Origin of the sequence: Rhodopirellula baltica SH 1 (genome assembly GCF_000196115.1) — a bacterium.
Taxonomy (GTDB): Bacteria; Planctomycetota; Planctomycetia; order Pirellulales; family Pirellulaceae; genus Rhodopirellula; species Rhodopirellula baltica.
In genome coordinates this window covers 2,956,765-2,982,779 of record NC_005027.1, presented here as the reverse complement: position 1 = coordinate 2,982,779, position 26,015 = coordinate 2,956,765, and the positions used below count along the sequence as shown (strand labels likewise).

At 55.2% G+C, this 26,015-nt stretch carries 22 protein-coding genes and 1 tRNA gene; 15 read left to right on the top strand and 8 right to left on the bottom strand.

What is annotated here, in order from left to right; translation table 11 throughout:
• Positions 1 to 124 precede the first annotated feature (124 nt).
• From RB_RS11555 to csrA, 3 genes are all read left to right on the top strand, one after another.
• Complete coding sequence (locus tag RB_RS11555; protein ID WP_011120579.1) at positions 125 to 2,080, top strand: flagellin N-terminal helical domain-containing protein; 1,956 nt, start codon at positions 125 to 127, stop codon at positions 2,078 to 2,080.
• A 207-nt stretch (positions 2,081 to 2,287) separates the two neighbouring features.
• Positions 2,288 to 2,752, top strand: coding sequence for a flagellar assembly protein FliW (gene fliW / locus RB_RS11550; protein WP_037198267.1), 465 nt, complete (start codon positions 2,288 to 2,290; stop codon positions 2,750 to 2,752).
• A 458-nt stretch (positions 2,753 to 3,210) separates the two neighbouring features.
• Positions 3,211 to 3,435: a carbon storage regulator CsrA gene (gene csrA / locus RB_RS11545; RefSeq protein WP_007325270.1), complete on the top strand. Its 225-nt coding sequence runs from the start codon at positions 3,211 to 3,213 to the stop codon at positions 3,433 to 3,435.
• A 55-nt stretch (positions 3,436 to 3,490) separates the two neighbouring features.
• Here the strand turns inward: csrA and RB_RS11540 are convergent, their stop codons facing one another.
• Genes RB_RS11540 through RB_RS11520 form a run of 5 tightly spaced genes read right to left on the bottom strand, consistent with a single transcriptional unit; the run spans position 3,491 to position 9,527 of the window.
• The gene (locus tag RB_RS11540; protein ID WP_231846416.1) at positions 3,491 to 3,997 is read right to left on the bottom strand and encodes a molybdopterin synthase catalytic subunit; all 507 of its coding nucleotides are present in this window, start codon (positions 3,995 to 3,997) and stop codon (positions 3,491 to 3,493) included.
• A 2-nt stretch (positions 3,998 to 3,999) separates the two neighbouring features.
• Positions 4,000 to 4,260, bottom strand: coding sequence for a MoaD/ThiS family protein (locus tag RB_RS11535; RefSeq protein WP_011120576.1), 261 nt, complete (start codon positions 4,258 to 4,260; stop codon positions 4,000 to 4,002).
• Positions 4,257 to 7,490: an FAD-binding and (Fe-S)-binding domain-containing protein gene (locus RB_RS11530; protein ID WP_164922823.1), complete on the bottom strand. Its 3,234-nt coding sequence runs from the start codon at positions 7,488 to 7,490 to the stop codon at positions 4,257 to 4,259. The genes RB_RS11535 and RB_RS11530 overlap by 4 nt, the downstream gene beginning before the upstream one ends.
• 46 nt (positions 7,491 to 7,536) lie before the next feature.
• Positions 7,537 to 8,175, bottom strand: coding sequence for a DUF2238 domain-containing protein (locus RB_RS11525; RefSeq protein ID WP_011120574.1), 639 nt, complete (start codon positions 8,173 to 8,175; stop codon positions 7,537 to 7,539).
• Positions 8,176 to 8,183: 8 nt separating this feature from the next.
• Positions 8,184 to 9,527 carry a redoxin domain-containing protein gene (locus RB_RS11520; RefSeq protein WP_164921894.1) on the bottom strand — a complete coding sequence of 448 codons (1,344 nt, stop codon included), beginning with the start codon at positions 9,525 to 9,527 and terminating at the stop codon, positions 8,184 to 8,186.
• A 99-nt stretch (positions 9,528 to 9,626) separates the two neighbouring features.
• On the opposite strand from RB_RS11520, the gene RB_RS11515 reads away from it, so the two are divergent.
• Positions 9,627 to 10,454 carry an inositol monophosphatase family protein gene (locus RB_RS11515; protein ID WP_011120572.1) on the top strand — a complete coding sequence of 276 codons (828 nt, stop codon included), beginning with the start codon at positions 9,627 to 9,629 and terminating at the stop codon, positions 10,452 to 10,454.
• A gap of 58 nt (positions 10,455 to 10,512) precedes the next feature.
• Here the strand turns inward: RB_RS11515 and RB_RS11510 are convergent, their stop codons facing one another.
• Positions 10,513 to 11,379 (bottom strand): carbon-nitrogen hydrolase, encoded by an 867-nt coding sequence (locus RB_RS11510; protein ID WP_007329752.1) that lies wholly within the window; start codon positions 11,377 to 11,379, stop codon positions 10,513 to 10,515.
• On the opposite strand from RB_RS11510, the gene bioD reads away from it, so the two are divergent.
• Both bioD and RB_RS11495 read left to right on the top strand, forming a co-directional pair.
• Positions 11,378 to 12,148, top strand: coding sequence for a dethiobiotin synthase (gene bioD, locus RB_RS11505; protein WP_164921893.1), 771 nt, complete (start codon positions 11,378 to 11,380; stop codon positions 12,146 to 12,148). The two genes, RB_RS11510 and bioD, sit on opposite strands and share 2 nt — an antisense overlap.
• 288 nt (positions 12,149 to 12,436) lie before the next feature.
• The gene (locus RB_RS11495) at positions 12,437 to 13,543 is read left to right on the top strand and encodes an adenylate cyclase (protein ID WP_164921892.1); all 1,107 of its coding nucleotides are present in this window, start codon (positions 12,437 to 12,439) and stop codon (positions 13,541 to 13,543) included.
• Between the two features lie 40 nt (positions 13,544 to 13,583).
• Here RB_RS11495 and RB_RS11490 read toward each other — a convergent pair whose 3' ends face one another.
• Complete coding sequence (locus RB_RS11490) at positions 13,584 to 14,798, bottom strand: ribonuclease D (RefSeq protein ID WP_037230144.1); 1,215 nt, start codon at positions 14,796 to 14,798, stop codon at positions 13,584 to 13,586.
• 251 nt (positions 14,799 to 15,049) lie between these two features.
• Between RB_RS11490 and RB_RS11485 the strand changes: the two genes are divergently transcribed.
• Entirely contained in the window at positions 15,050 to 15,847 is a 798-nt protein-coding gene (locus RB_RS11485) for a (5-formylfuran-3-yl)methyl phosphate synthase (protein WP_011120568.1), read from the top strand.
• A gap of 89 nt (positions 15,848 to 15,936) precedes the next feature.
• Here RB_RS11485 and tig read toward each other — a convergent pair whose 3' ends face one another.
• Positions 15,937 to 17,457: a trigger factor gene (gene tig, locus RB_RS11480; RefSeq protein ID WP_007330527.1), complete on the bottom strand. Its 1,521-nt coding sequence runs from the start codon at positions 17,455 to 17,457 to the stop codon at positions 15,937 to 15,939.
• Positions 17,458 to 17,711: 254 nt separating this feature from the next.
• Here tig and RB_RS11475 point away from each other — a divergent pair.
• The 8 genes from RB_RS11475 to RB_RS11440 all read left to right on the top strand — a co-directional run bounded on the left by RB_RS11475 (position 17,712) and on the right by RB_RS11440 (position 25,946).
• Positions 17,712 to 17,784, top strand: a tRNA-Gly gene (locus RB_RS11475).
• 159 nt (positions 17,785 to 17,943) lie between these two features.
• On the top strand, positions 17,944 to 18,954 hold the full coding sequence (locus RB_RS11470) for a ketoacyl-ACP synthase III (protein ID WP_011120566.1): 1,011 nt from the start codon (positions 17,944 to 17,946) through the stop codon (positions 18,952 to 18,954).
• 158 nt (positions 18,955 to 19,112) lie between these two features.
• A complete protein-coding gene (locus RB_RS11465; RefSeq protein ID WP_011120564.1) occupies positions 19,113 to 19,892 on the top strand; it encodes a YqgE/AlgH family protein in 780 nt (259 codons plus the stop codon).
• Positions 19,893 to 20,606: a metallophosphoesterase family protein gene (locus RB_RS11460; RefSeq protein ID WP_007337498.1), complete on the top strand. Its 714-nt coding sequence runs from the start codon at positions 19,893 to 19,895 to the stop codon at positions 20,604 to 20,606.
• A gap of 185 nt (positions 20,607 to 20,791) precedes the next feature.
• Positions 20,792 to 22,903: an NAD(+) synthase gene (locus RB_RS11455; protein WP_011120563.1), complete on the top strand. Its 2,112-nt coding sequence runs from the start codon at positions 20,792 to 20,794 to the stop codon at positions 22,901 to 22,903.
• A 114-nt stretch (positions 22,904 to 23,017) separates the two neighbouring features.
• On the top strand, positions 23,018 to 23,362 hold the full coding sequence (locus RB_RS11450) for a rhodanese-like domain-containing protein (protein WP_007329766.1): 345 nt from the start codon (positions 23,018 to 23,020) through the stop codon (positions 23,360 to 23,362).
• A gap of 153 nt (positions 23,363 to 23,515) precedes the next feature.
• Complete coding sequence (locus RB_RS11445) at positions 23,516 to 24,634, top strand: crotonobetainyl-CoA--carnitine CoA-transferase (protein WP_011120562.1); 1,119 nt, start codon at positions 23,516 to 23,518, stop codon at positions 24,632 to 24,634.
• A 253-nt stretch (positions 24,635 to 24,887) separates the two neighbouring features.
• The gene (locus tag RB_RS11440; RefSeq protein WP_390175247.1) at positions 24,888 to 25,946 is read left to right on the top strand and encodes a DUF1570 domain-containing protein; all 1,059 of its coding nucleotides are present in this window, start codon (positions 24,888 to 24,890) and stop codon (positions 25,944 to 25,946) included.
• Positions 25,947 to 26,015: the final 69 nt, after the last annotated feature.

The window sequence follows — 26,015 nt, the reverse complement described above, 5'->3', positions numbered from 1 at the left end:
CGGCGACGATCGCGAATGGATTGATCTACAGTCGAGATGTCGATCGTGCCGATTACAACGATACCGAAAATACTTTCCTCGTGCTTTCGGACGGTGTCTTCGAACCATATCGCATCGTTGAAACATGTCACTACTTCCCGTCGCAACCAACCGTACGAGCACGCCGCTGCAGAACCAGCGGTTGATGTTCCAGCTCAACAGCGACCAATTGGCGATCCAACGCCAGTACGATCAGCTTAGCACTGGCCGTCGAGTGTTGAGCATCAGCGATGATCCAGCGGCAGCTTCGCGGGCGATCGGACTGCAGCGAGGAGTTTCACGAACGGATCAGTTGGTTCGCAACGCGAGTGCCGCCGAGGCATTTTACCAATCCGCAGACGTGACGCTTAACAAAGTCGACACCGCCATTATCGAAGCGCGTGGTGCCGCCGTGGAGGCCGCACAGAGCGTTTTGTCTGATGACCAACGTGAGGCGTTGGCGATGACGATTCGTCAGCAGATGGAGCAAATTGTCAGTGCCGGAAACGGCATGTTCACCGACCACCAATTGCTCGGCGGCGTTTTGCAAACCGAATCGGCATTGGAACACATCAGCGGAACGGTTCGATTCAACGGCAACCAGGCAATTGGGCAAACCAAACTCGGCGATGGAACTCGGACCGAGTTCACTGTCACCGCCGCATCCGCGATTGGACTGGGGGAACCCTTCATCGAGGGAAGCTCGTTGGGGGCGGCTCTCAACGCTGATACTCGTTTGATCGACATGAAACAGGGCGCGGGCGTGCAGGCCGGCGTGTTGACTGTTTCAGACGGCGACAATTTCGTGGAACTCGATCTTCGTCAGGCGGCGACCATTGGGGACGTCGCTGACATCATGCGTTCGGCGGATTTGGACGGGCGATCGTTGTCGGTGACTCTGGGGGCGGATTCGATCACCGTTCAGTATGCGGACGGTTTGCCCGGGACTTTGGCGATTAAAGATGCACCCGGAAGTCGTCTGGCGTCGGATTTGTTGATCTCCAACCCGGAAGGTTTTCACGCTCCACCATTGATTGGCGACCGCTTGTCGCCCCAAGTGACCGCGGGAACTCCGTTGGCCGACCTTAACAATGGCGTAGGCCTCGATTTGTCCGACGGACTGGTCATCGATCGCGGAAACGAACGATTCAACATCGATTTTTCTGATGCTGAAACGATCGGTGACGTTGTCATCGCAATCAACCGAAGCGATGCCGAAGTCAGAGCTGTGCTGAACGAAACGCAGGGCAGGATCGAGTTGCACGCGTTGCGTTCGGGAGTCGATTACAGCGTTGGCGAGAATGGCGGGACGGCGGCGTCGGAATTGGGGATTCGGACTGCCACCGAGGACACTCTGATCAGTGATTTGGCGCGCGGAAGGGGATTGAATTTCAATCCAGCCGGTCCTGATTTGGTGATCACTCGACCCGATGGCGTCGAGCTGGAGTTGGAGTTGGAAGATGTGGCAACGGTGGGTGAGATCATCGATTTAGTCCGCAACCATCCAGACAACCAAGACACACTTCGCGTTCAGATCACGTTGAACGACGTCGGGAATGGTTTGCGATTGACGGCGCCTCCGGGGGCCGACCCGATCCGCGTCACGCAACCGGGTTTAAGCGATGCCGGGACCTATTTGGGATGGATTCCCGAAGATGCAACGGCCGCCGAAGGCGAATTCGACGGCAGTTTCGCGGTGCTGAATGGTCGTGATTACCTGCCTCGTGATGCCGGCGGAGCGATCGACACGCTGTTGCGGCTTGAGCAAGCGGTTCGTGACGGGGATATCTCGGAAATTGGCCGTCTTCAAGCTCGCTTGGATGAAGACCTCGACGACAGCACGCGAACTCGTGGCCGCGTTGGGGTTTGGCATTCCGCTCTTCAGGACTCACGCACCGCGGTGGAAAACGAAAACGTATTGCTTCAATCGCAACTGTCCGATGCGATGGACGCCGACTTGGCGGTCGTGATCAGCGAATTGCAGGCTCGTCAGGTCGCGTTGGAAGCTTCCATGCGATTCGTTGGGCAAACGTCGGGTATCACCGTTCTGAACTACTTGTAGTCAACTGGCTCGAGGCGAGCACGGCTGCCACGTTGATGGCTGGGAATTCCGGTTGTGACGGCTGCAGCGAATTTCCGCTTTTTTTCGATTGTTCAGTGAACTGGTATCGTCAGGTGGTCGATGAAAGTATCGACGGAGAACCCGATGGAACCGTCTGGGACAGGACCGGTCCCGGATACCAAAAAATTCGACGAGTGGAATCAAGTCATGCGGATCGACAGTCATCGCTTCGGCACGTTGGAACTCAACGCCGATCAGTTGTTTTTGTTCCCGCAAGGTTTGATCGGAATGGAATCGCTTCATCAGTGGGCGCTCATTCCAGATCCTGACAACGCTTCGGTTGCGTGGCTGCAAAGTGCTGCCCGTGGTGATCGAGCGTTGGCCGTGATCAGCCCACGTGCGTTCTTCCCCGATTATCGCGTCCACATTGGTCGCCGTGATCTGTCGAGCCTGCACCTGACATCAGGTTCCGAAGTCTACGTGATGACCACCGTCGCCGGACACGTCGGGAAACTGACGACCAACCTGCGTGCTCCTTTGATGTTGAATTTGGATCGCCGCTTGGGTTGTCAAGTCATCACAAACGACGATCGCCCCATGCGTCAGCCATTGCCAACCGTGGCGGCTGAATCGGCCAAGCCACTGCCGACGTCGCAAGTACGGGCCGCCTGAGCCGGCACGACGCATCTGAAACAAACACGAATGGCGAGCGCTCACTGTGCTCGCCATTTTTCGTTGGCATGCGGTACAGCGATGACCAAGCGGCAATTGAGTCCGCCCGAGTGGTCTGGGGTCTCGGAAAACGCACGGAGTGAACCTGCAACAGTCAATTCGTGTCCGGATCCGGTGTTGGGGATCGGTGGGCGTTGCAAACGGGGTACCAAGTCGAATCGGCACGACCGGCACGTGCCGACCTTCTGACCGATGCGTGAACTATTCCATGCGGTGGGTCGATGAGTGGTGTACGCGAGGCGAAACAACGGGTGTTGTTTCATCAGGTGAACCTCGTCCGAAACTTTGCGATGGAATGCAACAACTCTCGGCAATGGACTGCCGCCGTGAACACATTGAAATTCCTGACGAATTGATTCGAAAGCTCTCCCACTCCGACAACTTAAGCCGAGGACACCATGCTCGTCCTTTCCCGACACCGCGACGAAAGCATCATGATTGGTGACGATGTGGTCGTAACCATCGTTGATATCCGAGGCGACAAAGTGCGTCTGGGGATTGAAGCTCCACAAGCGATTCCAGTGCACCGCCAAGAAGTTTATGACGCGATTCAGCGAGAAAATCGCCGCGCGTCACAAACAGGTGCGGGGGCTACGAAGGACGTTCGTCCACCTCGCGACTGAACGCCGTCAGAAGTGATGTTTCGCGAAAATGCCCGGTGGGTGTTTTCGTCGAACATCAATGAGTCGTTGGATCGTCCGTCGTGGGTGACGGGTGAATCCATTGGCGGTCGCCTGATTCAAATCGTTCCTGTTTCCAAATCGGAACTTCTTTTTTCAAGCGATCCATGATGGTGGCAACCGCATCGAGCGAGGCGACTCGGTGGGAACTGCTGCATCCGACGATCACGCTGGCTTGTCCGATCGGGACAACGCCCAGGCGGTGCCAAATCACGACCCGGTGCAAGGTGAATTCCCGCACGGCGTCGTGAGCAAGCTCTCTGAGTTGCTTGACCGCCATTTCGCGATGGGCCGTGTACGAAAGTTCTTTCGTGACGGTAACGCGATCGCCCTGTACCGTTTTGCGGCGAGTCACTCCATGGAACCAAAGCATCGCACCCGCGTCGGGGTGTGCCAGCCAAGGTTCTTCGGAGGACGTCGCGGCAACCATGGGTTCCAAAGGTTTGTCCGTCAAACAGACGTGAACGGAACCGGATTTCTCGTCGGTGGTGGGTTGGACAGGCACGATCAACCGCCACTGACCGGTGGAATCAAAGCGACTTCCGCACCTGGCTGAATCACGTGACTGGGCGACACGTACTTTTGATCGATCGCCAATCGTGATCTTTGAGCCAATGGTGCCAAAGCGGCATACTGGTCGGCGAGTTGCTTCATCAAATCACTGGCGGTGGTGTTCTCGTGCGATTGGACGATCACACGATCCGCACCATCGGCGGCCTCGCTGGCACCGGCGAACAGCAAAACTTCGATCGATCGCGGCTCGTTCATGCTCGGACACCTCCTGAGTTTGGAGTTTTTCCCCGCAAGTTCAACGCGGGTAATCGGCCATACGAATGCGCCAGTAACTTCAGCGGATGAATGGCTTCGTAGTCACCGCCGTGTTCCATTTGCAATTTGCACGCACTGCATTCGGTTGTAGGCGCGCTGGTGGTCGCCTTGCGAACCGTGGAAACCATCGGCCATCCAATCCGTAAACTATTGCGGTAATTCTTACGCTGCAGTCCCCATGTCCCAGCCATTCCGCTGCACCCCTTCGCGACAACGTCCACTTCGAGTTCTGGAATCAATCGCATCAAGTTGGCTGCCGCGGTGTCGCTGTGCAAAACTCGACTGTGGCACGGTTGGTGATACAGCATGCGGTGCCGAACGGGTTCGAACTCCAATGTCAGACGCTTTTCTTGGTGCAGTGACCACAGGTAATGACATGCTTCAAAGCTGTGTTCGGCGACCAGGTGAGCGTCTTCGGTGTCGAGCAGGTTTGGGTATTCGTGTTTCAAGCACAAGGCAGCAGCCGGTTCCGTCGCCAGGACCGTGTAGCCTTGCCTGACCGCATCGGCCAACAAGCGAACGTTGCGTTTGGCGACTCTTCGGGCACCTTTCAGGTCGCCCGCGGTGATGCGTCCCATCCCGCTCAAGCTTTGGCCCGTCGGAACATAAAACCCAATGCGATTGTGTTGAAGGATTTCAGCCAAAGCACGACCAATTTCCGGATCGTGATAATTCGCGAAATGGTCGACGAAGTAGACCACTTTCAATCCGCCGGCCGGCGAGGCTCGGTGCCATCGTCTTCGCACGGCGTATCGGACGAACGATTCACTGGCTAGCAATGGAATTTCACGAGAAGCGGACAAGCCAAGGGCTCGTTCAGCAAACCATCGAAGTGATCGTCGCCGAAGCATCCAGTTGGAAAGCCATGCGACACGTGATCCGAGTGCAGCCAACATGTCGATGCGGCCGATCAACCAATCCGACAGTGTCAAACCGTTCGTGGCGACGTACTGAGCTTTGATTTCGCCGACAACCTTTGGAATGTTGACCGACGCGGGGCACTCCACGCGACAAGAGTGACAATTGAAGCACAAGTCCGCGACGGCTTTGGCTCGTTCTCCAGTGAGTTCTGAAACGGGCAGTTGTCCGCTCAGGACTCCTCGAAGCAGATTGGCCTTCGCTCGCGGAGAGGCTTCTTCGATCGAAGTGATCCGGAACATGGGACACTGGCGTTCATCCGAGGCGTCAGCACGGCAGCGAGCACACCCGTTGCAGGCGCGCGTGGTCGTCGTGATGGGAGCGCCACCGGGCCAGTGTTGAAGGACTTCCAATTGAGGTGCCGGTTGGTGCGGCATCATGGACGCAACCCATTTGGTCGGCTGAGGATCATCCGACGATTGGTCGTCCGGCGGTACCGCGTCCGAAGATGGTTTCGTCTTGGATCCATCCTGTGCAAGCCCGTCCGTCGCTTTGGCGGACGAAGACGCATTCATTTCGTCGGTTGCGCTTTCGGTTGTCATCGGCAGAGACGATGGAATCACACTGCGTCCGGAGGCGACGATCTCAATCGTTTGATCCAGCGGTCGCAGGTTCTCATCGGGCTTTTGCAGCACGGCACCGAATAGCTTGCCAGGATTGAAACGGTGATACGGGTCGAACAATCGTTTGACTTGCCCCATCGCTTGCCAAAGTTCGCCCGATTGCTTTGGCATCAAGTAAGAGCGGCTGAGTCCGGCGGCGTGTTCGACTCCGATTTGTCCACCGCGGTCCCAAACAACACTGGCAATTTCTTCGCTGAGAGGACGGATCTTTCGTCGATCTTCTTCCTTCTGCAAATCCAGCATGGGGCGAACATGCAGTTGACCGTGACCGGCATGAGCAAAGATGGTCGCGGTGGTTTGATGACGCTTGAGAACGTTCTGAACGGCAACCACCATCTCCGGCAATTGCTCCGGTGGTGAATGGATGTCCTCGACAAATGGCAACGGCATCTGCGTGCCACGCACTCGATACTGTCGCGGAATCACCCGTCGAAACAACGTCCAATAAAGATCGCGAATTTCATCTCGGATGGTGTCTTCGGATTGAAATGCCGCATCGTGGCCACTGGAGATTGATTGTCGCAAAATGGCGAGTCGATCATAAAGATCTCCAAGCGATTCACCTTGGATCTCAACCAGCATTGCGGCTTCCGCTTCGCGAGGCACCAAGTCCGCAAACCGCTTTTCACCTTCGCGAGCAATTTGAAGGAGGCGGCGGTCCATGACATCGCATGCGATTGGTCCATGTTCGAGGGCCGACACGGCGGCACGCGTGGCTGAATCGAGTCGGTGGAAGAAGAACAGCACCACGCCGCGGTGCGCCGGGATCGCTTCGGTGCGAACGGTGGCGTCGACCATCAAGCCCAACGTGCCTTGAGATCCACTGAAGAATTTCGCCAGATCGACCCTGTTATTGGAATCGTAAAGATCGTCGAGTCGATACCCACCGCTGGCGGGCGAAGCGAATGCATTGGAGTCGATGTGGTAGTTGAACCGGTTGCGGATCTCGACTAGGCCACGGGAGACTCGGTTGACGAATCCTGCTTCACCGGATCGATCCAACAGCGACGCGTTCGGGTCTCGAATCGCATCATGGTTTCCACCATCGGTTAGCGTTTCATCGTCGCTGGCCGGCGTTGGGGCATGCTGAGAAAGTTCGACCAGACGTCCATCCGCGGCAATCATTCGCAACGACAAAACGGTGTCGCGTGCCGAGCCGCTGCGGAGGTAATGACTGCCCGAGGCATTGGTCGCGATGACACCGCCCATGGTGGTGATCGATCGCGTGGCGGGATCGGGACCAAACCATCGCCGATGTCCTTTTAAGAAGCGATTGACGCTCGACAGAGTCGCTCCACTCTGAACGGTGACCTGCATCCCATCGTCCGATGGAGAGATCCGCTTCATGTGAGCGGACATGTCCACGACGATGCCGGGGCCAACTGATTCTCCGGATACACCGCTACCGCTGCCACGTGGATGAATCGGCAAGTCATTTTCGCAAGCGTATTGAACGGTCGCGGACACGTCAGCCACAGAACGTGGCCGCACGACAGCGAGCGGCCGAATTTGGTAGATACTGGCGTCGGATGCGTACAGTTGTGTCGACACTGCGTCGCACAATACGTCACCGGAAACCAATCCGCGGAGGTCGTCGTGAAGTCGCTGGCTATCAATGTCTCGTTGCATTGTCCCATTACGACGCCCCGCGACCGGTTCCGTCAAGATGACAGATTCAGTCGCGGCGTATTTCCGACCAGATCCAGTGGATTCCGATGGCCGCCAGTCCACCGATTCCAGCTAGGCAGAGATCCTTTTGAGCGTCCCAAAGGTCACCCTGCTGGCCATTGTAGGCTTCCGCTTGATCAGGCGAGAAAAACATCGCTATCTGCCATTCCAACACTTCGTAGGCGGCCCCCACGGCCATCACAACGCATAGCGACAAAAACCATCCCCAGCGTTTGGGCAGTGTGACTTTGGGGTGCGATGTATCCCAGGTTTGCTTCAGCCAATCAAATGCCACCGGGACGCCAAAGCATCCCGATGCAAAATGGACCAATCGGTCGTAGTGGTTGCGTTGCCAACCGAATTGGTCCGAAAGCGAGGATCCGGTCAGAAATTCCCACCAAGCATCGTAGGGCACGTTGGAGTAAATCCAGCGGGCCCCGATGATATGCAGAACAATGAACGCGATCGCACAACCAAATGCGATTCGCGACAATCTAGCGTTACCGGTTGACCACAGTAGACCCAGCAGCATCAACACCGTGGGAGTGTGCTGCAGCCACTGCTCTGCTGGATACAAAGCATTGCGAAGCGACGCAACCATCAGCAGAAAGGTTGCCAGCAGGGCGATCTTTTGGCGATCAACCAATGGAACGATCAGTCTTCATTGTCTTCGTCCGCCGGTTTTGAATCGCCATCAGCGTCTGACGCTTCGCCAGTCAGTTCTCGCAGGTACGCCTTTAGTTTGTCTTTTTCATCATCAGGTGCGGTCTCGATCGCGCGCTGCTGCCACTCGATTGCCGAGTCTTTGTCTTTCGCCAATGCCTTCAGGTGAGCAACGGTGTCGTACGCGGGCCACAATGCATCGTTTGACTCGTTTTCTTCCGAAGCCAAAGCAGACTCCAGAGCATTCGTGGTCGTCATCAAAATCTTATCGCTATTATCCCATCCTGACTCGAAGGCCTCGTAGACTTCCCATGCCCAGCGATTGATGGCGACAACATCGTCTGGATTGGATTCAATCTTCTCTTCGATCAATTTCAACGCGATCTCGTTTTGCTGGGTTGCAAGTGCCGTTGGGAACCAAATTGACTTGAGTATCGATTCATACCCTGTGCCCTGGAAAAGATCGGCGTGTTCTTGTAATAGTCGCGACGTGGTTTCGTAATGCTCGGTGCGATACGCCATGAAGATCTCGCGTAATGCTAGATCGACTTTTTGTTTGCGCTCGAATTTTTCTTTGGCTGGACCTCGATCCCATTTGTCATTGACAACCGCTTCCAAAGGGCCATCCATCGACATTGGATGTCCGATCCATTCCACGTGACCGTCCTTGCCGACGATGAACGCGGTGGGGATGCCGTTTTGAGCGGCGGCTTTCATGTAGTCTTCGTCAACTGATTTGTCTGGGTCGGTGGTCAGGCTGTAAGCAGACGTCAATTCGCCGAAGGTAATTCGTTCGGCTTCTTCTTCGGTCGACTCATCTTCATCAGGTTCAGTTGCGTCCTCGTCAGCTTCTTCTTTGGGTTCTGGAAGGCCAAGGATCTCCGGGCTGACAGGGCGTTCCAGGAAGCTGGTGACAGTTTCTAGATCTTCATTGCTGACGCTCACCACGCGAACACCTTGGTCTTCGTACTTGCTTTGCAGTTCGGCAAGGTGTGGCATGCTGTGAAGGCACGGTCCGCACCAGGTCGCCCAGAACTCAACCACGTAAACTTTGCCCGGCTCAAATTCTGACATTGGCGAAGGCGAGTCACCAAACCAGTGCTCAATGTCGAGGGAGGGAGCCAACGAACCAATCGAAAGCACTTTCGCTTTCTCTTCTTCAGCGGGTTCGGCGTCGGGAGTGGCCGCTTCATCCGCGTCCGGACTGATCTTCGCAGCAGTGGTTTTCTTGGCATCGACGGACGGCGACGTTGTTCGATCGTCCCCCTTGGCAATCCCACCGGTACCAATCACAAAACAGCAAACGAACACACGAGCGGTCGAAAAGATTTTCACGACGAACATCCTCGTTGGGCAAATCGAATGGAGAGTCATGGGATGACTCCTTCACGATAACAAACTACCGCCTCTCCCAATTGACCGAAGGTACGAAAAATGTCCGAGAACGATTTGAGGCGGTCTGAACTACTCCAAACCGCAGTCAAGGCTGCGAAGAACGGCGGCGAAATTCTTCGTCGATATTTCGAGAATGGCGTGACGATGCGGGACAAGTCCACCGACGGTGGGAAAACCTACGATTTGGTCAGCGACGCTGATTTGGAAAGCGAACAAGCGGTGGCAGCGATCATCCGTGAGTCCTACCCCGATCATGAATTGTTGGGCGAAGAAGATCTCAAAGGCGGCGATGCCAACGCTGAGCATTTGTGGGTCATCGATCCGCTCGATGGCACAAACAACTTTGCACATCACTTGCCGCATTTCGCGGTTTCGATTGCTTACTACGAATCAGGAGTTCCAATCGTCGGGGCCGTCTACAACCCAATTCGCGAAGATTTGTTCACCGCGGTTCAGGGGCAAGGTGCCTTTGAGAATGGAACCCAAGTTCGGGTGAGTGAATCAAGTTCGCTGAATCAATCCATGATTGGTTGCGGTTTCTATTACGACCGCGGCGACATGATGCGAGCCACTTTGAATGCGATTGCCGAATGTTTCGAAAATGAAATTCATGGCATCCGACGCTTTGGCACCGCGTCGCTGGATCTTTGCCAAGTTGGCTGCGGCGGGTTTGACGCATTCTTCGAATACAAATTGTCACCGTGGGATTTCGCCGCTGGTGCACTCTTCATCACCGAAGCAGGTGGAAAGATTACGACCGCGACCGGCGACACGCTGCCGTTGGAAACAACCAGCGTGTTGGCTAGCAACGGAAAAATTCACGCGGCAATGCAGGACATCACCACGCGACATACTTTGCCAAAGTGACGATGTCGGCTCAGCGGCAATGTCAATGTGCATGAGAATGTGCACAGGTTCGAGTGGCTCAGTCGATCCAGCGTTTCGTTAGATCACCGTACGCATCGATGCGACGATCACGAAGGAACGGCCAATGCGTTCGAACGACATCGATGTCCGCAAACTGACAATCGGCCGAGACGATTTGATCGCTTGAGCAATCGCCCTGCGAGAGAATCTCTCCTCGCGGTGAGGCGATGAAAGACGATCCCCAAAACTCGACACGACCTTCAATCCCGACGCGGTTGGGGGCTCCCAGGTAGATTCCATTGGCGATCGCATGAGCCCGCATCGCGGTCATCCACGCATCACGCTGGCCTTCGCCGAATTCCTCTTTCTCTTCGTCGATCCAGCCAATCGCGGTTGGATAGAGCAAAATCTCGGCGCCCGCGAGAGCGAACAGGCGAGCCGCTTCTGGAAACCACTGGTCCCAGCAAATTCCCACACCCAGTTTGGCGAAGCGGGTCGGAATGACTTTGAATCCTAAGTCGCCGGGTATGAAATAGAACTTCTCGTAGTACAACGGGTCGTCAGGAATGTGCATCTTGCGATACACGCCCGCGATGCTTCCATCGGCGTCAATGACCACGGCACTGTTGTGATAAACGCCTGGTGCTCGGCGTTCGAACAGTGGGGCAACGATCACAATACCCAATCGTTCCGCCACCGGTTGCAGGGCTTCGGTCGTCGGTCCCGGAATCGATTCCGCCAGATCAAAGTTATCGTGGTCTTCGCTCTGGCATGGGTAACATGTGGCAAACAGTTCCTGCAAACAGACGATTTGGGCACCTTCGGCGGCGGCTTTTTCAATCCATCCAATCGATGCATCGATCGACTTGTCTTTCGACCCCGCATCACGCATTTGAATCAACGACAATTTGACCGAAGAACTCATGGCAAGTCTCTATTTCGTTACGGGAACCGATACCGAGGTTGGCAAAACGTACTGCACCGCGAAAACGGTTGAGCGGATGCGGGAATGCGGGCAACGGGTTGGTGTTTACAAACCGGTGGCCAGTGGTTGCGAGTTGCGCGCCGATGGCCAGCGCTATAGTGTCGATGCGGCAACGCTATGGCAAGCGGCAGGACGCCCCAAAAACATTGACGCGGTTTGCCCGCAACGTTTCCTTGCTGCTTTGTCGCCACCGCAATCGGCCGCGAGAGAAGGGGTGAAGGTTGATACGCGACAATTGCGAGATGGTTTGGCGATTTGGTGCGACGGCGATTTCGACGTCGTCATGATTGAGGGAGCCGGTGGTTTGTTCAGTCCCATCAGCGACGATTGGCTGAACGTGGATCTGGCGATCGAGATGAAGCGTTGGAGCGATCAGAATGGCCACTCGTTTGAGTTGCTCTTGGTGGCTCCTGACCGATTGGGGGTTTTGCATCATGTGATCTCTACCTCCCGTGCGGCCGAATCCGCTGGGATACCGATCGCCGGATTGATCTTGAATCGAATGGATGACCACGCCGACGAATCCACGCAAACAAATGCCGAAGATTTACGCCGGTGGTGCGGTATACCGATGGTCGCATCGGTGCGGCAACCGAGTGGCCCATTGGTCGTCTTTTCCGGGCCCAACGGCCGAAACGCGTCAGGGGAAACGTCTCGTGAAACTGCGGGGGGTGTGAATTTTTTGAATCAAACGACAATTCGGCGTTGACACTCATTTGTCGTCGGTGGTACCCCACTTTCAACGGCAAAGACATTCCCACCGCCGTCCCACCTTCGCCCATCCAAAAGATGAGCTTTACCATCCAGACATAAGTTTCGTTGACAAGGAATCGTTTGCGGGAATGATTTCTTCGTCCGTTCACTCGGGCGGAAGCATTTGTACTCGCTGCGACGGTTACTGGGTCAATCGTCTCAGCGTTTTGCTTCTCGACGAAACTTAGCTGCGCACCGGAGCGTCGTTCATCGGCGCTCCGGTGCCAGGATACAAATCTTCCTCATGTCATCGAACGAAATACCAGACGACGACCGAGAGGAAGAAAACGATTCGCCCGAAGATGAATCCGCTGCTGCCGCGGTCACGGGCGAATCCGGCGCTGAGTCTCCGCCTGACAATGACGAAGATGAATTGGGCGATGTCGTTGAAACGGACGACGAGGAACAGCCGCCCAAGCGACTCAGCCTCAAGGAACGGTTGATTGCACTCTGCACGCCCACCAAACTCGGCGTGAGCATTGCTGTCGTTGCAATCTTCGGGCTGGCATGGTGGGCCACTCGACCGATCGAACCGCCCAAGCCACCGGCAAAACCTCCTGAGCCGGAAGAGCTTTACGCCCAGCAGATCGAGCAAATTCTGAGTGGTGCGTCGATTCAGCTGCACACGACAACGTATGAGATCAACGACGAAAAGTTGCTTCTGATTCCGTTTGAAGAACTGGAAAAAGCAGCCGAGCAGCGACGGCAAAATTTGCTCGCAGATGAACAGTCGTCTGTGGATGAAACGGCAACGGATGAGTCGTCCTCAGACTCTGCCCCATTGCCACCTAGCAGCTCTCTTTCTTCATCAGAAGGCGAGTCGGACGAACCTCAGGTGTCAGAGCTTCCCAAGTTGGACACGGTGTTGATCGATGAAGGCGTGATCACCGACGAAGGGATGGTCACGATCGCGAAAATTCCTGAACTCCGGCATTTGCGATTGCGGCTTTCGCCGATCACCGACGAAGGCTTGAAGCCTTTGCTCGAACGAAAATCGATTTGGTTTTTGAACCTGCCGCACAGCAGATTGACCGAAAAGGGGATCCGTTCACTCTCGGAGTTGCCAAAGCTGCGCCAATTGCGAGTCGGGTCGACTTTGTTGGGAAACGATATCGGCCGTGCATTGCTGGAAGTGAAATCGTTGAGAGGGCTGCACCTAATCGGTGTGCCACTTTCAGATGAAGGCCTGAAGGTGATCGTCCAGCTTCCACACTTGGAATCGTTGTACCTGGACGACGCAGCAATCACTGAGTCGGGTTGGGATTGGTTGTTTCAAAACCATCCTCAGTTGCACGTTCACATCAACCAGCGTCATCACGATCGCGACCCGCAACATCACAAGCACGAGTAGTGACCGGAGTCCGCCGTTTCGGTCCATCTGGTACCGAAGCTCACTCGTCGGGCTGGTTCGAGCCTTCGCACTCAACGAATTCGAGCGGTTGTTGCTCGCTGGTGTCCGCGACGCGAATGGCTAGTTCGCCGCGAAGGATCTTTCGAAATGCGGTGCCAACGATGTCGCCACGCCAACCTTTGAGCAATGATGGCGTGGGTGTTCCGCGACGAGGATCCAACTCGTAAGACAACAGTTCTTTGACGTCATCTGAATTACCGACGATCGCAGGTGCCAATTTTTGCTGGCGGCTAATGCAAGCGATCGAGGTCGAGAGAAACTGGCTCAGCATCGGCGAAGCACTCCGAGAACGTCCGCGCGTTCGACGGGGCAAATGTTCGTCAGGGACGTCCAAAGCCGCCGCAATGGCAGCCCCAATTTCATCGTATTGATCGTTGTACCCACGACGTTCCATGCCACGGATGTTGCGAATCTTTTTCGTGTCGGGTGAACCCTTCTTGGCGAGTTCGACCATCAGGTCGTCTCGCATCACCCGGCGAGGCAATCGGTTTTTGGTGCGAGCGATCTCTTCACGCCAACGCCAAAGGTGTCGGATGATTTCAAGTTGACGCGGTTTCAGACCGGAGCTGCCACTGACGCGCTGCCAGTTCTCACTTTCTTCGGCGTCGATGACCTTCTTTTGCAGGCGATCGGTTTCTTCGTCGAGCCACGAAACGCGATCGAGAGCTTTGACATCGGCGATCAGCTTGGAGTGCATTTCCGCCAGCGTCGTCACATCGTGCAACGCGTAAGTCAGCTGATCCTTGGTCAGAGGTCGATGTCGCCAGTTCGTTCGGGTCTCGCCTTTGGGAAGCGTTTGCCCGACCAATTTTTGAACCAGTGTCGCCAGCGAAGCGGGGTATTCGATCCCGACAAATCCTGCGGCCAATTGAGTGTCGAACAATCCCGCGATCGGTCGGCCCGAATACCGATACGCGAATCGAATTTCTTCTCGAGCCGCATGAGCGATGACGACTCGGCTGCCAGGTTCGATCTGGTCGTCGGTCAGGATGTCCCAAAAGGGCTTTGTGTCGCCGACGGTGTAAGGATCGATCACCGCCAAATGTTTGCCCGCGGCGACCTGGACCAGGCACAATTCGGGGCGGTAGCAGTCCTCGGACACGAATTCTGTGTCAAAACCGATCACGGGTTCGTCCGCAATGGCTTCGCAAAATTCTGCGAACTGCGAAGGCGTCTCGATGGAGTCGTAATTCACCGCGGCAAATCCGGTGTCTTGTTGGGCGACGTTGATTTCACGTAAGTTGCGTTCCTGAAACGCTGTTTCGGAACGTTTGAGAAACAAGTGTCGGAGATCTTTTTTCGGAGCGGCCTGTTGCGGGCATCGCCTAAAAGGTGCCTGACACTTGTTTCTTGCGTTTTGCTTTGACGAAGACTGTAGCTTGCCAGCCGCTTCGGGTCGATCGGATGTAGCGGTGGCTTGGATCAGAATGCCCCGAAGGAATCGAAGTGGAGTCGACTTCACCCCGCCAAAGATTGGTGCTTGCTAGAACCGAAGCTCGTTCGACCTGTTCGGGGAAGGCGAGCGGGAGCGTTTCCAAATTGCTGGTCAGTGTGCGGGATCTGGGGGAGGCCCGTGTGGCCGTCTCCGGGGGCGTCGATATCCTTGACTTCAAAGAGCCTTCACGGGGTGCTTTGGCCGCATGTGACCCGTGTGTTTGGAAGTCAGCCGTCAGCGAATTCGTTGATGGTGCCCCCGCGGATTGCACCGTGCGGTTATCGGCGGCGTTGGGTGAGTCCGACACGGGGGCCGACTTATCTTCGCTCGTTCCGCCGGAGTTCTCTTTTGCAAAGGTCGGCCCTAGCGGTTGCTCCACCGCAAAGAAACTGATGGAGCTTTGGGAGTCGGTCCGACTGCCACAATCGGTTGAATTGGTGCCGGTCGCATACGCGGACCATCTTGTCGCCGACACAATCTCCGTGGAGCGAGTGCTCGACATCGTGATCGAATCAGGGCGTCATCGATTGTTGATCGATACTTTCGGTAAAGACGGCCGAACATTGACGGACCATTTGTCGATCGATCGGCTGAGGGCGTTGGCAAACATGGCGAGCGAGCACAGCGTTTGGATCGCCTTGGCCGGATCACTGCGGCTGCCGGAGATGCGGTCGCTGATGAGCGAAGGCGTGCGTCCTGATTGCTGGGGTGTTCGTGGGGACGTGTGTGATCAACGCGAACGGACCGGGCGGATCAATTTGCATAAAGTCACCGCCTGGAGAAAAGCAACAGGCTCTCCGGCGATCTGACGTCATTCGCGTTCACGGGTGACGCACGAAAAAACGCCCGATCGCGATTGGCGACCGGGCGTTGATGCGCTTGGAAAAGGGACTTGGAATCAGTCCTTGTCTTTTTCCTGCTTGTCTTCAGTTTCGGCGCCCTTCGGCGTGTTGTCATCGTACTTGGCTGCTGGGATCGCGTCGTGATCCTTGGTTGGCAGCACTTCGTGATCGATGGCGAACTCTTCGTTCTTCTCTTCGGCTTCTTTTTCGACAGGTTCTTCGGTAACCGTTGCCGCTTCGGAGATCAGTTCAATGACCTTGCGTTCGACGATTTGGTTACGAAGAGCATCCATTTGACCGGTCTTTTCCAGACGAGCACGGACGCGACGTGGCGACGAATCGCTTTGCTCAGCGATCAGCTGGATTTCCGTTTCGTATTCTTGAGGTTCCGCGTCGATTTTCTCTTCGTCGGCGATTTGCTCAAGGATGAAGTGCTCACGCAGCGAGGACTCGGTGCCCTGTTGCATGTTCTGCTTGCTGGCGTTGACGAAACGACGAATCATGTCGTCGTCGAAGCCGCTGCGACGGAACTCAAGAACCTTGCGGTCGAGTTCTCGTTTCATTTGGCGACGAACCAAGGTTGGTGGCAATTCGAAGTCTGCCGAAGCCAGCAGTTTTTCGATGATGCTGCCCCGCATCGCTTGTTCGGTGCGGAAGTTGGCTTGTCGTTCCAATGATGCACGAACGAATTCGCGAAGTTCATCTTCGGTTTCGAACTCGCCCAATTCATCGAGGAATTCGGAAGTCAGTTCTGGAAGTTGCTCTTTCAAGACCTCGACGACCGTGAAAGTAGCGTCGACTTCTTTGCCTTGCATTTCTTCGTTGGCGTGACCTTCGCCGAGTTTGACCTTGCCGGTCACGACATCACCTTCTTTGCAATCCTTCATCAGTTCGCCGAAGTTTTCGCAAACCGCATCGGAGAGGCTGAGGCGATTGGCCAACGTGACGCGTTCTTCGTCCATCTCGGAGATGGTTTTTTCGCCGTCAACAAATTTGCCGGTGATCAACAAGCGATCGCCGATCTCGGCTGGTGCGTCGCTGGCTTCCAAAGAAGCGTAGCGTGAAAGGACTCGTTGAAGAGCTGCGTCGACGTCTTCTTCAGAGATCGTTTCGACGGGTTTTTTCAGTTCCAGTTTCTTCCAGTCTGGAGTTTCGAATTCAGGTCGCACTTCGATGCTGAATTGATATTTGAATTCGCCTTTTTCAGGCAATTCGATCGACTCGTAATCGAAGTCAGGTTCACCGATCGCTGAGAACTCAGCATCTTCGGTGACTTTGGCGAGGCTGTCCATCAACAGCGAGCCTTTGACTCGATCTTCGATGCGATCTTTGAATTGTTTTTCAACCAACTTGCGTGGCGCGCGGCCGGCACGGAATCCAGGAACCTGGGCTTCCGGAACGAGTTCGTCGTACGCGTCCTTCATGTAGCGATCCACTTCGCCACGAGGGATGGTGACAACAACCTCCCGCAAACAGGCATGAGGTTTCGTAACCTCCATGTTCAACTGCAGCGGGTCTTTGACGGGAGCAGCCGCGTCTTCGGCGGGCGTTGAATCGGTGTCGAAAGACGTGGACATCCTGATTTTGAACCTTGTGTTAGAAAAACGAATCGATCGAACCGGAACTGGCTCTCGATTACTTCGGGAAGCGAAATCGAATAGGCCGGGGTGATCGGACGCTTCGACCGGGGGGCCACCTGCTTCAGGGGCCGTTTCATGCAGCGGCAAAGTGTAGTGTTTTCCGGCGATGATCGACAAGCGGTTAAAAAACCTTTCAAGTCGACTTGCGACAAATCCGATGGTTCCTATACTGTGCCCCACACAACTGAAACGCGGCTGTAGCTCAGTTGGCAGAGCATCACGTTGCCAACGTGATTGTCGTCGGTTCGAATCCGATCAGCCGCTCTTCAAGACCACGCCCGGACATCACGGGCGTGGTTTTTTTATGCCCATTGGGGTGGATCCTCGTTTGCGAGTTGCCGTTGATGCGGAATGGCTGGTACGCTTCCGCGTTCACTCGAATGACCCACGCCAGTTTTCTTTAGCCTCTTCGCCGAGACGAACGTGCCCCACGCCCAGATTGGTCCCATCTCGGTGCATCTTCCGGAACATGTGGAAGACAATGCGACGCTGAAGGAACAGTTCCCCTCGTGGGATCTCGACTTGATCTCGGAAAAAACGGGCATTCACCAGCGGCACATCGCCAAGCCGGACGAGACAGCGGCAGATTTGGCGGTTCAGGCGTGCGAGCAATTGTTTGAACGCGAAAACTTGGATCGGTCGTCGATCGATTTCGTATTGCTGTGCACCCAGACTCCGGATTATCCGCTGCCGACCACCGCATGCTTGCTGCAGGATCGGTTGGGGCTGCGAACCCAATGCGGCGCGATCGATTTCAATCTCGGTTGCAGCGGGTTTGTGTACGGCACCGCCATGGCCGACGGATTGATCCGGACCGGCGTTGCGAAAAAAGTTCTGCTCGTGACGGCGGAAACTTACAGTAAATACATCGATGAGAATGATCGCAGTTTGCGGACCATTTTCGGTGACGCCGCTGCGGCGACTTTGATCACGTCCGCCGACCAACCCTCTCTATGGGGATATCAATTCGGCAGCGACGGCAGTGGCGCGGACATGTTGATTGTGGGCAACGGCGGAAGTCGCCCGGCCGAGGACGCTATCCCGCCTCGCCACCGCAAGCGTTGGAAGAGTCGTCTGTATATGGATGGCCCCAGCCTGATCAACTTCACGGTCGAAGCGATCCCAAGGTTGGTGGATGAAATCCTGACGGAAAACGGATTGTCGGATGACGAAATCGGCCACTATCTCTTCCATCAGGCCACTTGGAAAATGTTGGACCAACTTCGCAAGCGAATGGAGATCTCTCCGGAGAGATTGCCGGTCGATTTGGCGGATGTCGGGAATACGGTATCTTGCACGTTGCCCATTCTGATCGATCGGATGCGACAACGCGACGAACTGGTTCGGAATGCAACCAATGTTTTGGTCGGTTTTGGCGTAGGTTTGTCCTGGGGTGGGTGCCTTTGGCGCGATCAGTACCGAGACCAGTCCTGAATTTAGCAATCAGCGGGAATGAAGACTCAAGTACCTTTTGGGCGTGGCATCCGGCTTGTGCGTTGCACCCAGCGGGCCGTTCCGGCAGAAGGCATTTGCCTCGTCCTACTCAACCGTTCCTTATCCACGCAGTTGCCGGTCCTTGACCCGGGCTTGAGATGAAAACGTCCCAGAATTGCACCGGTTGTTTCTTGATCGCGTCGCCATATTTGCATGACGGTAATTTTTTCCGATCTGTCGTGCTGATCATTCGGCACACGCACGAAGGTGCATTTGGCGTGGTCATTAACCGCGCGGGACCTCAGCGTTTTGGCGATGTGATTGAAATGAGCGATCCGTCGTGGCAGGCATCCAGCGGTCCGGACATGAGTTCATTGCTTGCATCGCAGGCTGAGTCGGCATCCTTGGGCGATGCCAGCGACCCGAACAAAACGAACGAGTCTCTTCAAATACACCCCGACCAGATTTATCTGGGCGGTCCAGTCAATGGACCCGTTTTGGCCCTGCACAACATTGCCGGTATTGGCGATCCGTGTGGAGTGGATATCGGCGAAGGGGCCGAAAATGATCCCGCAGGATCCAAGACACAGCTGCACGATCATCCAGCCGAACCATGGGGTTCGATGTCGATCCAGTGGGCGGACGTTCCGGCTTGGGTGACATCGGATGAAGACCACTTGAGATTGCTGGCTCGGCGAGACGACGCCAAGTTGCGTTATGTGGTTGGCTATTCGGGATGGGGGCCAATGCAATTGGAAAGCGAGTTGGAAGAAGGCGGTTGGTTAATCACTCCCGCCGACACGGATTCCATTTTTGGTCCCTGCGAAGAAGTCTGGGAAAAATTGGTGCGTCGTTGCGGCCAAGCGATCATGAAGGATTTGACGCCGGACGTGCCCTTCCCTTCTGAGCAACAGGGTTTCGACCCGGGTGTGAATTGAATGGCTCGGTATGTGATCGGCGACGTCCACGGTTGCGCCAAAGCCCTCCGGTCAATGATCCAGGAGCTCGCGCCTACCGCCGATGATGAGCTGATTTTCCTCGGCGACTACATCGACCGAGGCCCCGATTCTCGCGATGTCATCGATCAATTGATCGAATTGCAGTCGGCGTGCAAAGTGATTCCCCTGCGTGGTAACCATGAATGGATGCTGCAAAGCGTGGTTTCCCGAGGCTTGGACGATGCGATGTGGCTTCGCAGCGGCGGCAAAGCAACGGTGACCAGTTACGGTGGTTCAACGGGCAAAATCCCCAAAGATCACCTCGCGTTTTTTGAGGCGTTGCTTCCCAGTTACGAGACGGATCAAGAAATTTTCGTGCACGCGATGTACGACCCGAGTTGCGATGTCGAGTCACAGAGCGACGAGTTGACATATTGGACGCATCTGCCCGCGAGTCTGCCCGCACCTCATCACAGCGGGAAACGCGTTTTCGTCGGGCACACGCCCCAGCCGACCGGTGAAGTTCTGCGGCACACCCACCTGGTTTGCATGGACACGTATTGTTTCGGCGGTGGGTTTCTTTCCGCGATGGATTTGGAATCTGAGACGGTCCTGCAGGTGGATCGGCACGGGCACATCCGTCGTGTCCCCGTCGAGCGATTCGCGATGTTGATGAAAGGCTGCGTCCAGTGGTTCCGATCTCGGAATTCCTAGATCGTTGCTTGCTATACTGGTTCGACAGCACCTTTGGGAACGAGCCCGATGCAGATGGCCAGGCTTCCTGGTCATGGATTCACGGCCCGCCCTAATTGTGCAATATCGCTCCGACGAGCATGTGTTGGTCGGTTGAGCATGCTTTGCGTTGTTGCCACGTCCCCGGAATACGAGACTAACTCGCTTTGACTTCATCGAACGAATTGACGTTTCCAAAGCAGCGACGGCAGCATGGTTTTTACCGAATCGCGGCGGTGTCACCGAAAGTCGTTGTGGCCGATCCCGCAGCAAATGCGGCGGAAACGATTCAGGCGATGGATGCTGTTGTTCAGCAATCTGATCCCGATTTGATACTGTTCCCGGAACTCGGATTGTCCGCATACACGTGCGGCGATTTATTCGCGACGCAGACGTTGTTGGATGCGAGTCTGGACGCGCTTCGGACGATCGTCACGCATTCCCATTCCTGCGACGCCGCGATCATCGTTGGTTTGCCACTGCGGGTGGGAACCAGCGTCATGAATGTCGCTGCACTAGTGCGTGGTGGGGTGATCCGCGGATTGGTGCCCAAGACGTTCTTGCCCAACTATCGCGAATTTTATGAAGCGAGGCATTTTCGAGCAGCTTCGGCTACCGATCCCGCGACCGTTCGGATTGATCGGCAAGACATCCCCTTTGGCACTGATTTGTTGTTTCAAGATGGTGCCGCGACGCTTGGGGTGGAAATTTGCGAAGATCTTTGGGTGCCAGTTCCACCGAGCAGTCATGCGGCGATCGCTGGTGCAAACGTGGTCGTCAATTTGTCCGCCAGCAACGAATTGATTGGCAAAGCTCAATGGCGTCGAGATTTGGTTGTCAGTCAATCGGGGCGTTTGATCGCGGCCTATGCCTACTCTTCGGCGGGTGGTGGTGAGTCAACGAGTGATTTGGTTTTCGGTGGACATTGTTTGATCGCCGAAAACGGGGCTTTGATCGGAGAGTCTCGACGGATTGGCGACACCGATGACGAAGACTTGCCAGTGCAAACCCAGTTGATTCGCGATGTCGACTTGCAACGACTCGACCATGATCGACGCGTGGTCGGTTCGTTCGATGATTTTCAGGCCTCGCTGCCTCGGCCTTACCGAACGATCGATGTGGCATGGGCAGGTTCGAAGAAACAGTCATCGTCTACCACGTTGTTGCGAACCGGAAAGGGCAATGAGAAGGATGCGACGCACAGCGATCAGTCAGACTTCAATCGATTGCTCCGGCGAGTGGATCCGCATCCATTTGTGCCAGACGATTTGTCTAAACGAGAAGAGCGGTGTGGGGAGATTCTTGCGATTCAAACCGCGGGATTGGTCAAACGGTTGCAGCAATTGCCAGCTGATCTACCACTAACAATCGGGATCTCCGGTGGGCTCGATAGCACCTTGGCATTGCTAGTCGCGGTTTCGGCGGTGGATCAACTGAAGCGAGATCGAAAGGTGATCGATGCGATCATCATGCCTGGATTCGGCACGACCCAGCACACCAACGACAGCGCGACGCAATTGGTCGAAGGGCTAGGGGTGACGTCGGAAAGCATTGATATCCGACCGCTCGCGTTGCGAACGTTCCTGGATATTGGGCATTCACCCTTGGGGTTGGCGATTGACGTTTCAACCAAAATTGATGACCTGCAGTCACGGCTACAAAAGGTTGACGTCAACGCGACCGACTTAAAATTTGAGAACGTCCAGGCGCGCCTCCGAACGATGTTGTTGATGAGTCGCGGATTTGTGCTTGGAACCGGTGACCTGTCCGAGCAGGCTCTAGGATGGAGCACTTACAACGGCGATCACATGTCCATGTACAACGTGAACGCATCGGTTCCGAAGACGTTGGTGCGTTACCTCGTGCAGTACGCCGCCGACCATCGGTATCGTTCGTCCTTGCACGAGACCTTGCATCGGATCGCCGACACGCCGATCTCGCCCGAACTATTACCGCCCACCGAAGATGGTGAGATCCGGCAAAACACTGAGGCTTCGATCGGCCCATACGAACTGCATGACTTCTTTCTGTATCACTTCGTTCGTGGTGGCTGTGACGTCGCGAAAATGTGTTTTATGGCGGAGCAAACGAAATTCGATTTGCCGCATTCCGCTGAGCTGATTGAGGCGACAGCGAAAACGTTTGTTCGGCGGTTCTTTCAAAATCAATTCAAACGCAACTGTGTTCCGGATGGACCGAAGATCGGTTCGGTCAGCTTGTCGCCCCGAGGTGATTGGCGGATGCCCGCTGATGCGTCGAGTGCCGCGTTCCGCGATTGAACTTCATTGTTACCCATTCGCGTCGAAGCGACAGCGTGCACAATATGAGTTGTCGGCTTCGGCTGCACGTTGCCATGTAGGCGATTTCATTTCTATTCCTTGAGACCATGATCCATGTCAAACGATTCTGCCTTGCCACTTGAAATCACGGTTTCCGATTTGGACGCGATGCGAACCCGCGGTGACGAGTTCGTTTTGCTGGACGTGCGTGAAACAGCCGAGTATGAAACGGCTCGCATCGAAGGTTCGAAACTGTTGCCGATGAGCGAGATCCAGCAACGCTTGTCAGAGCTCGACGAACATCGCCAAGATCACATCGTCGTTCAGTGTCACCACGGTGGACGCAGTATGCAGGTGACTCAGTTCTTGCAATCGCAAGGATTTGAGAAGGTTCAGAACTTGGCAGGCGGAATCGATCAATGGTCACAGCAGATCGATTCGTCGGTTCCTCGCTATTGAGGCTTCAACCCCGGTGAAGTCAATCTTTAACGCGTTGGTAAGGTGCGCGGTTTGAGGTGTTTTTGCCTGTCGTTCGGATAGTTTTAGTCCTGACGATCATTCCTCGTCGATAAGCGATGTCAGTCATCCAAAGTTCGACGGAGAAAGTAGCTGATGTCTTGGACCCTTTCGAAAAATCGACGTGCGTCTGATTTGTGTGTCACAACTTGTTTGCAGCCTGGACGGCGAATTGCCGCTGTCCGTTTCTTTGCCGCATTGGCAATGGTTGCCGCCATGGTGTGTGTTGGTGTCAGCGACGTAGCGGCACAGTCTTGCAGTTGTGGCGAACCAGCCTGTGGTCTGGACTCGCCTACCTGTGGCAGCGAGCCAACCTGCGGTTTCGAACCGGCTTGCGGATGTGAAGCTCCGCTTGCGTTCCCCGCGTTGCGTGCACATTTGAGTGCTTCTTGTGGTTGTGAAACCGAGTGCTCCTGCGGTGTGGAACCAGAGTGTGGGGCGGAACCTCTTCGCGGCGTAACACCGTTCTTCGCTAGCGAGCCCAGTTGCGGTTTCGACGTGACCTGTGGTTGCGAGTCCGCAGGATGCTCCAGCTGCAACAAACCGGATAGCGGCGGATTCCTCGGGCGTCACAAAGTTCAGAAATGCAATCCGATCTATCAGACATTGGACCTCGCCGCTTGTGGCGTGGAACGCGTCTTTGAAGTCGGTGCGTTCTTGGTGCACGGAAAACGTTGTCATCGCGGATGCGAATCCGGATGTCAGACCTGCAGTCACTGCGAATCTTCAGCGGGTGCGATGCATAGCCACGAAGTGCATTCGTACGGCCATCATCAAGTGATCGAAGCTCCCATCGTGATGGAATCTCGCGGGATGCCACACATGTCGAGCCCAAGCGTGAACGAGATGACACCGTATGTTCAGCGAAAACCAAGCGTGCAAGGGATTCCAACCCCCGCACCTCAACCACTCACAGACGGACCGAAGACAACCATTCGAAAATCGAATCCTGGCTTGCCCGCGATTCCAAAACCGGTTCCCGCGGAGGCGACCCCGAATCGCAATTCAAAAGGACGTGCGGGATCGTTGTTCGACGAAATGCGGAACCCGTTCGAAGATGATTCGGCCAGTCTCAGCAAGCGTCGAGTCAAGGTTCGCCAGACTTCGTTTGATGGCGGCGAACCAGAAGGCTTGCGTCGAATTCCACGACCGGTTCGCAAAGCGGCAACGCAGCCAACCGAAGCGGATGACTTTGCCGACTATTTTCGAAAGTAGTCACGGCCGACCGGGCTTGGTTTTTGACGAGGATTGACGGGCCCGGCGGATTGCATCCTGCGACTGATGATCGAACGAGGGCAGGCGATTCGTTGACATGATTTGGATGGTCTACAATGGTGACGGGTGAGTAACCCGTCGCCATTTTTTTGTGGATTCGCTTGCCGTGACTCGGTAGCTGGATTCGCTTTGGTCTTCGTTCTCGTTGGATTTGTTTGTCGTGGCAAGACGCACCGTATTGATCCTATTTGCAATGCTGATGATTTGGGTTGGTTCCGCCGATCCGTTCACGCACGCGGATATCATCACGTTCAACGGCGGTGCGGATGATTCGACCGAACAAGAACAAACCATCGATGCCGAAATTTTGGTTGAGGCTGCCGACGGTGGTGTATTGGCTCGCTGTGACGCTGGGCGGTTGTGGACGATTCAGCCGGACATGATCGTTCAAAGAACTGAGCAACCGGCAGGACCGCCAATTGATCAAGAGACCATGGCTCGTCGAATGTTGGACGAGTTACCAGATGGTTTTCAGGTTTACCGGACAGCGAATTATTTGCTGCTTCACCAAGGTAACGAAGCCTATGCGAGAGATTGCGGTGTTTTGTTTGAACAGCTGCACCGTGGTTTTTTTACGTACTGGAAAAATCAACACGTTGATCTCGAAGAGCCGCGTTACCCCTTGGTCGCGTTGGTGCTTGCGAATCACAATGAGTTTTTGAAGTACGCGAGCCAGGAGATTGGCGACACGGCGAAGAGCGTCATCGGTTATTACCATTTGGAGAGCAACCGAATGACAACGTTCCGAGTGCCAAACTTGGAACGAAACATTGCGACGATCATTCACGAAGCGACACACCAGTTGGCCTACAACTGCGGGTTGCAAACTCGGTTCGCTGATAATCCGATGTGGGTCAGCGAAGGATTGGCAATGTTTTTTGAATCGCCGGACTTCAGCAACCCGCGTGGTTGGCGTGGGATCGGGCGAGTCAACGCGGTCAACCTAGGGCGATTTCGACGCTACCTTTCTTCGCGACCGGATGATTCACTCGCGACACTTTTGTCGGACGATTCACGGTTCCGTTCCGTTTCAACGGCGGAAGACGCTTACGGCGAATCTTGGGCGTTGACGTATTTTTTGTTGAAGACGCAACGGAAAGAGTTTGTGTCGTATTTACAAAAACTCAGCGAATCCAAACCTCTCGACGAAAGAACGCCTCGAGAACGAATCGAAGATTTCGAAAGCTCGATGGATATGACCCTGGAGCAGCTCGATCGCAAATTCATCACTTACATGCGACGCGTTCGCTAACGGAATCTGGGCATCGTCGCAGTCTGGTGTCCAGTGGAACGCGTTTGCGGGACCGCAAATTCTTTTGCA

Coding starts and splice junctions, on each gene's coding strand:
- RB_RS11515 (WP_011120572.1), top strand. CDS start 9,627: ATGTCCGAGAACGATTTGAGGCGGTCTGAACTACTCCAAACCGCAGTC.
- RB_RS11530 (WP_164922823.1), bottom strand. CDS start 7,490: ATGCAACGAGACATTGATAGCCAGCGACTTCACGACGACCTCCGCGGA.
- RB_RS11465 (WP_011120564.1), top strand. CDS start 19,113: ATGAAAACGTCCCAGAATTGCACCGGTTGTTTCTTGATCGCGTCGCCA.
- fliW (WP_037198267.1), top strand. CDS start 2,288: ATGCGGATCGACAGTCATCGCTTCGGCACGTTGGAACTCAACGCCGAT.
- RB_RS11555 (WP_011120579.1), top strand. CDS start 125: ATGTCACTACTTCCCGTCGCAACCAACCGTACGAGCACGCCGCTGCAG.
- tig (WP_007330527.1), bottom strand. CDS start 17,457: ATGTCCACGTCTTTCGACACCGATTCAACGCCCGCCGAAGACGCGGCT.
- RB_RS11460 (WP_007337498.1), top strand. CDS start 19,893: ATGGCTCGGTATGTGATCGGCGACGTCCACGGTTGCGCCAAAGCCCTC.
- csrA (WP_007325270.1), top strand. CDS start 3,211: ATGCTCGTCCTTTCCCGACACCGCGACGAAAGCATCATGATTGGTGAC.
- RB_RS11495 (WP_164921892.1), top strand. CDS start 12,437: ATGTCATCGAACGAAATACCAGACGACGACCGAGAGGAAGAAAACGAT.
- RB_RS11510 (WP_007329752.1), bottom strand. CDS start 11,379: ATGAGTTCTTCGGTCAAATTGTCGTTGATTCAAATGCGTGATGCGGGG.
- RB_RS11440 (WP_390175247.1), top strand. CDS start 24,888: ATGCTGATGATTTGGGTTGGTTCCGCCGATCCGTTCACGCACGCGGAT.
- RB_RS11450 (WP_007329766.1), top strand. CDS start 23,018: ATGTCAAACGATTCTGCCTTGCCACTTGAAATCACGGTTTCCGATTTG.
- RB_RS11535 (WP_011120576.1), bottom strand. CDS start 4,260: ATGAACGAGCCGCGATCGATCGAAGTTTTGCTGTTCGCCGGTGCCAGC.
- bioD (WP_164921893.1), top strand. CDS start 11,378: ATGGCAAGTCTCTATTTCGTTACGGGAACCGATACCGAGGTTGGCAAA.
- RB_RS11445 (WP_011120562.1), top strand. CDS start 23,516: ATGTCTTGGACCCTTTCGAAAAATCGACGTGCGTCTGATTTGTGTGTC.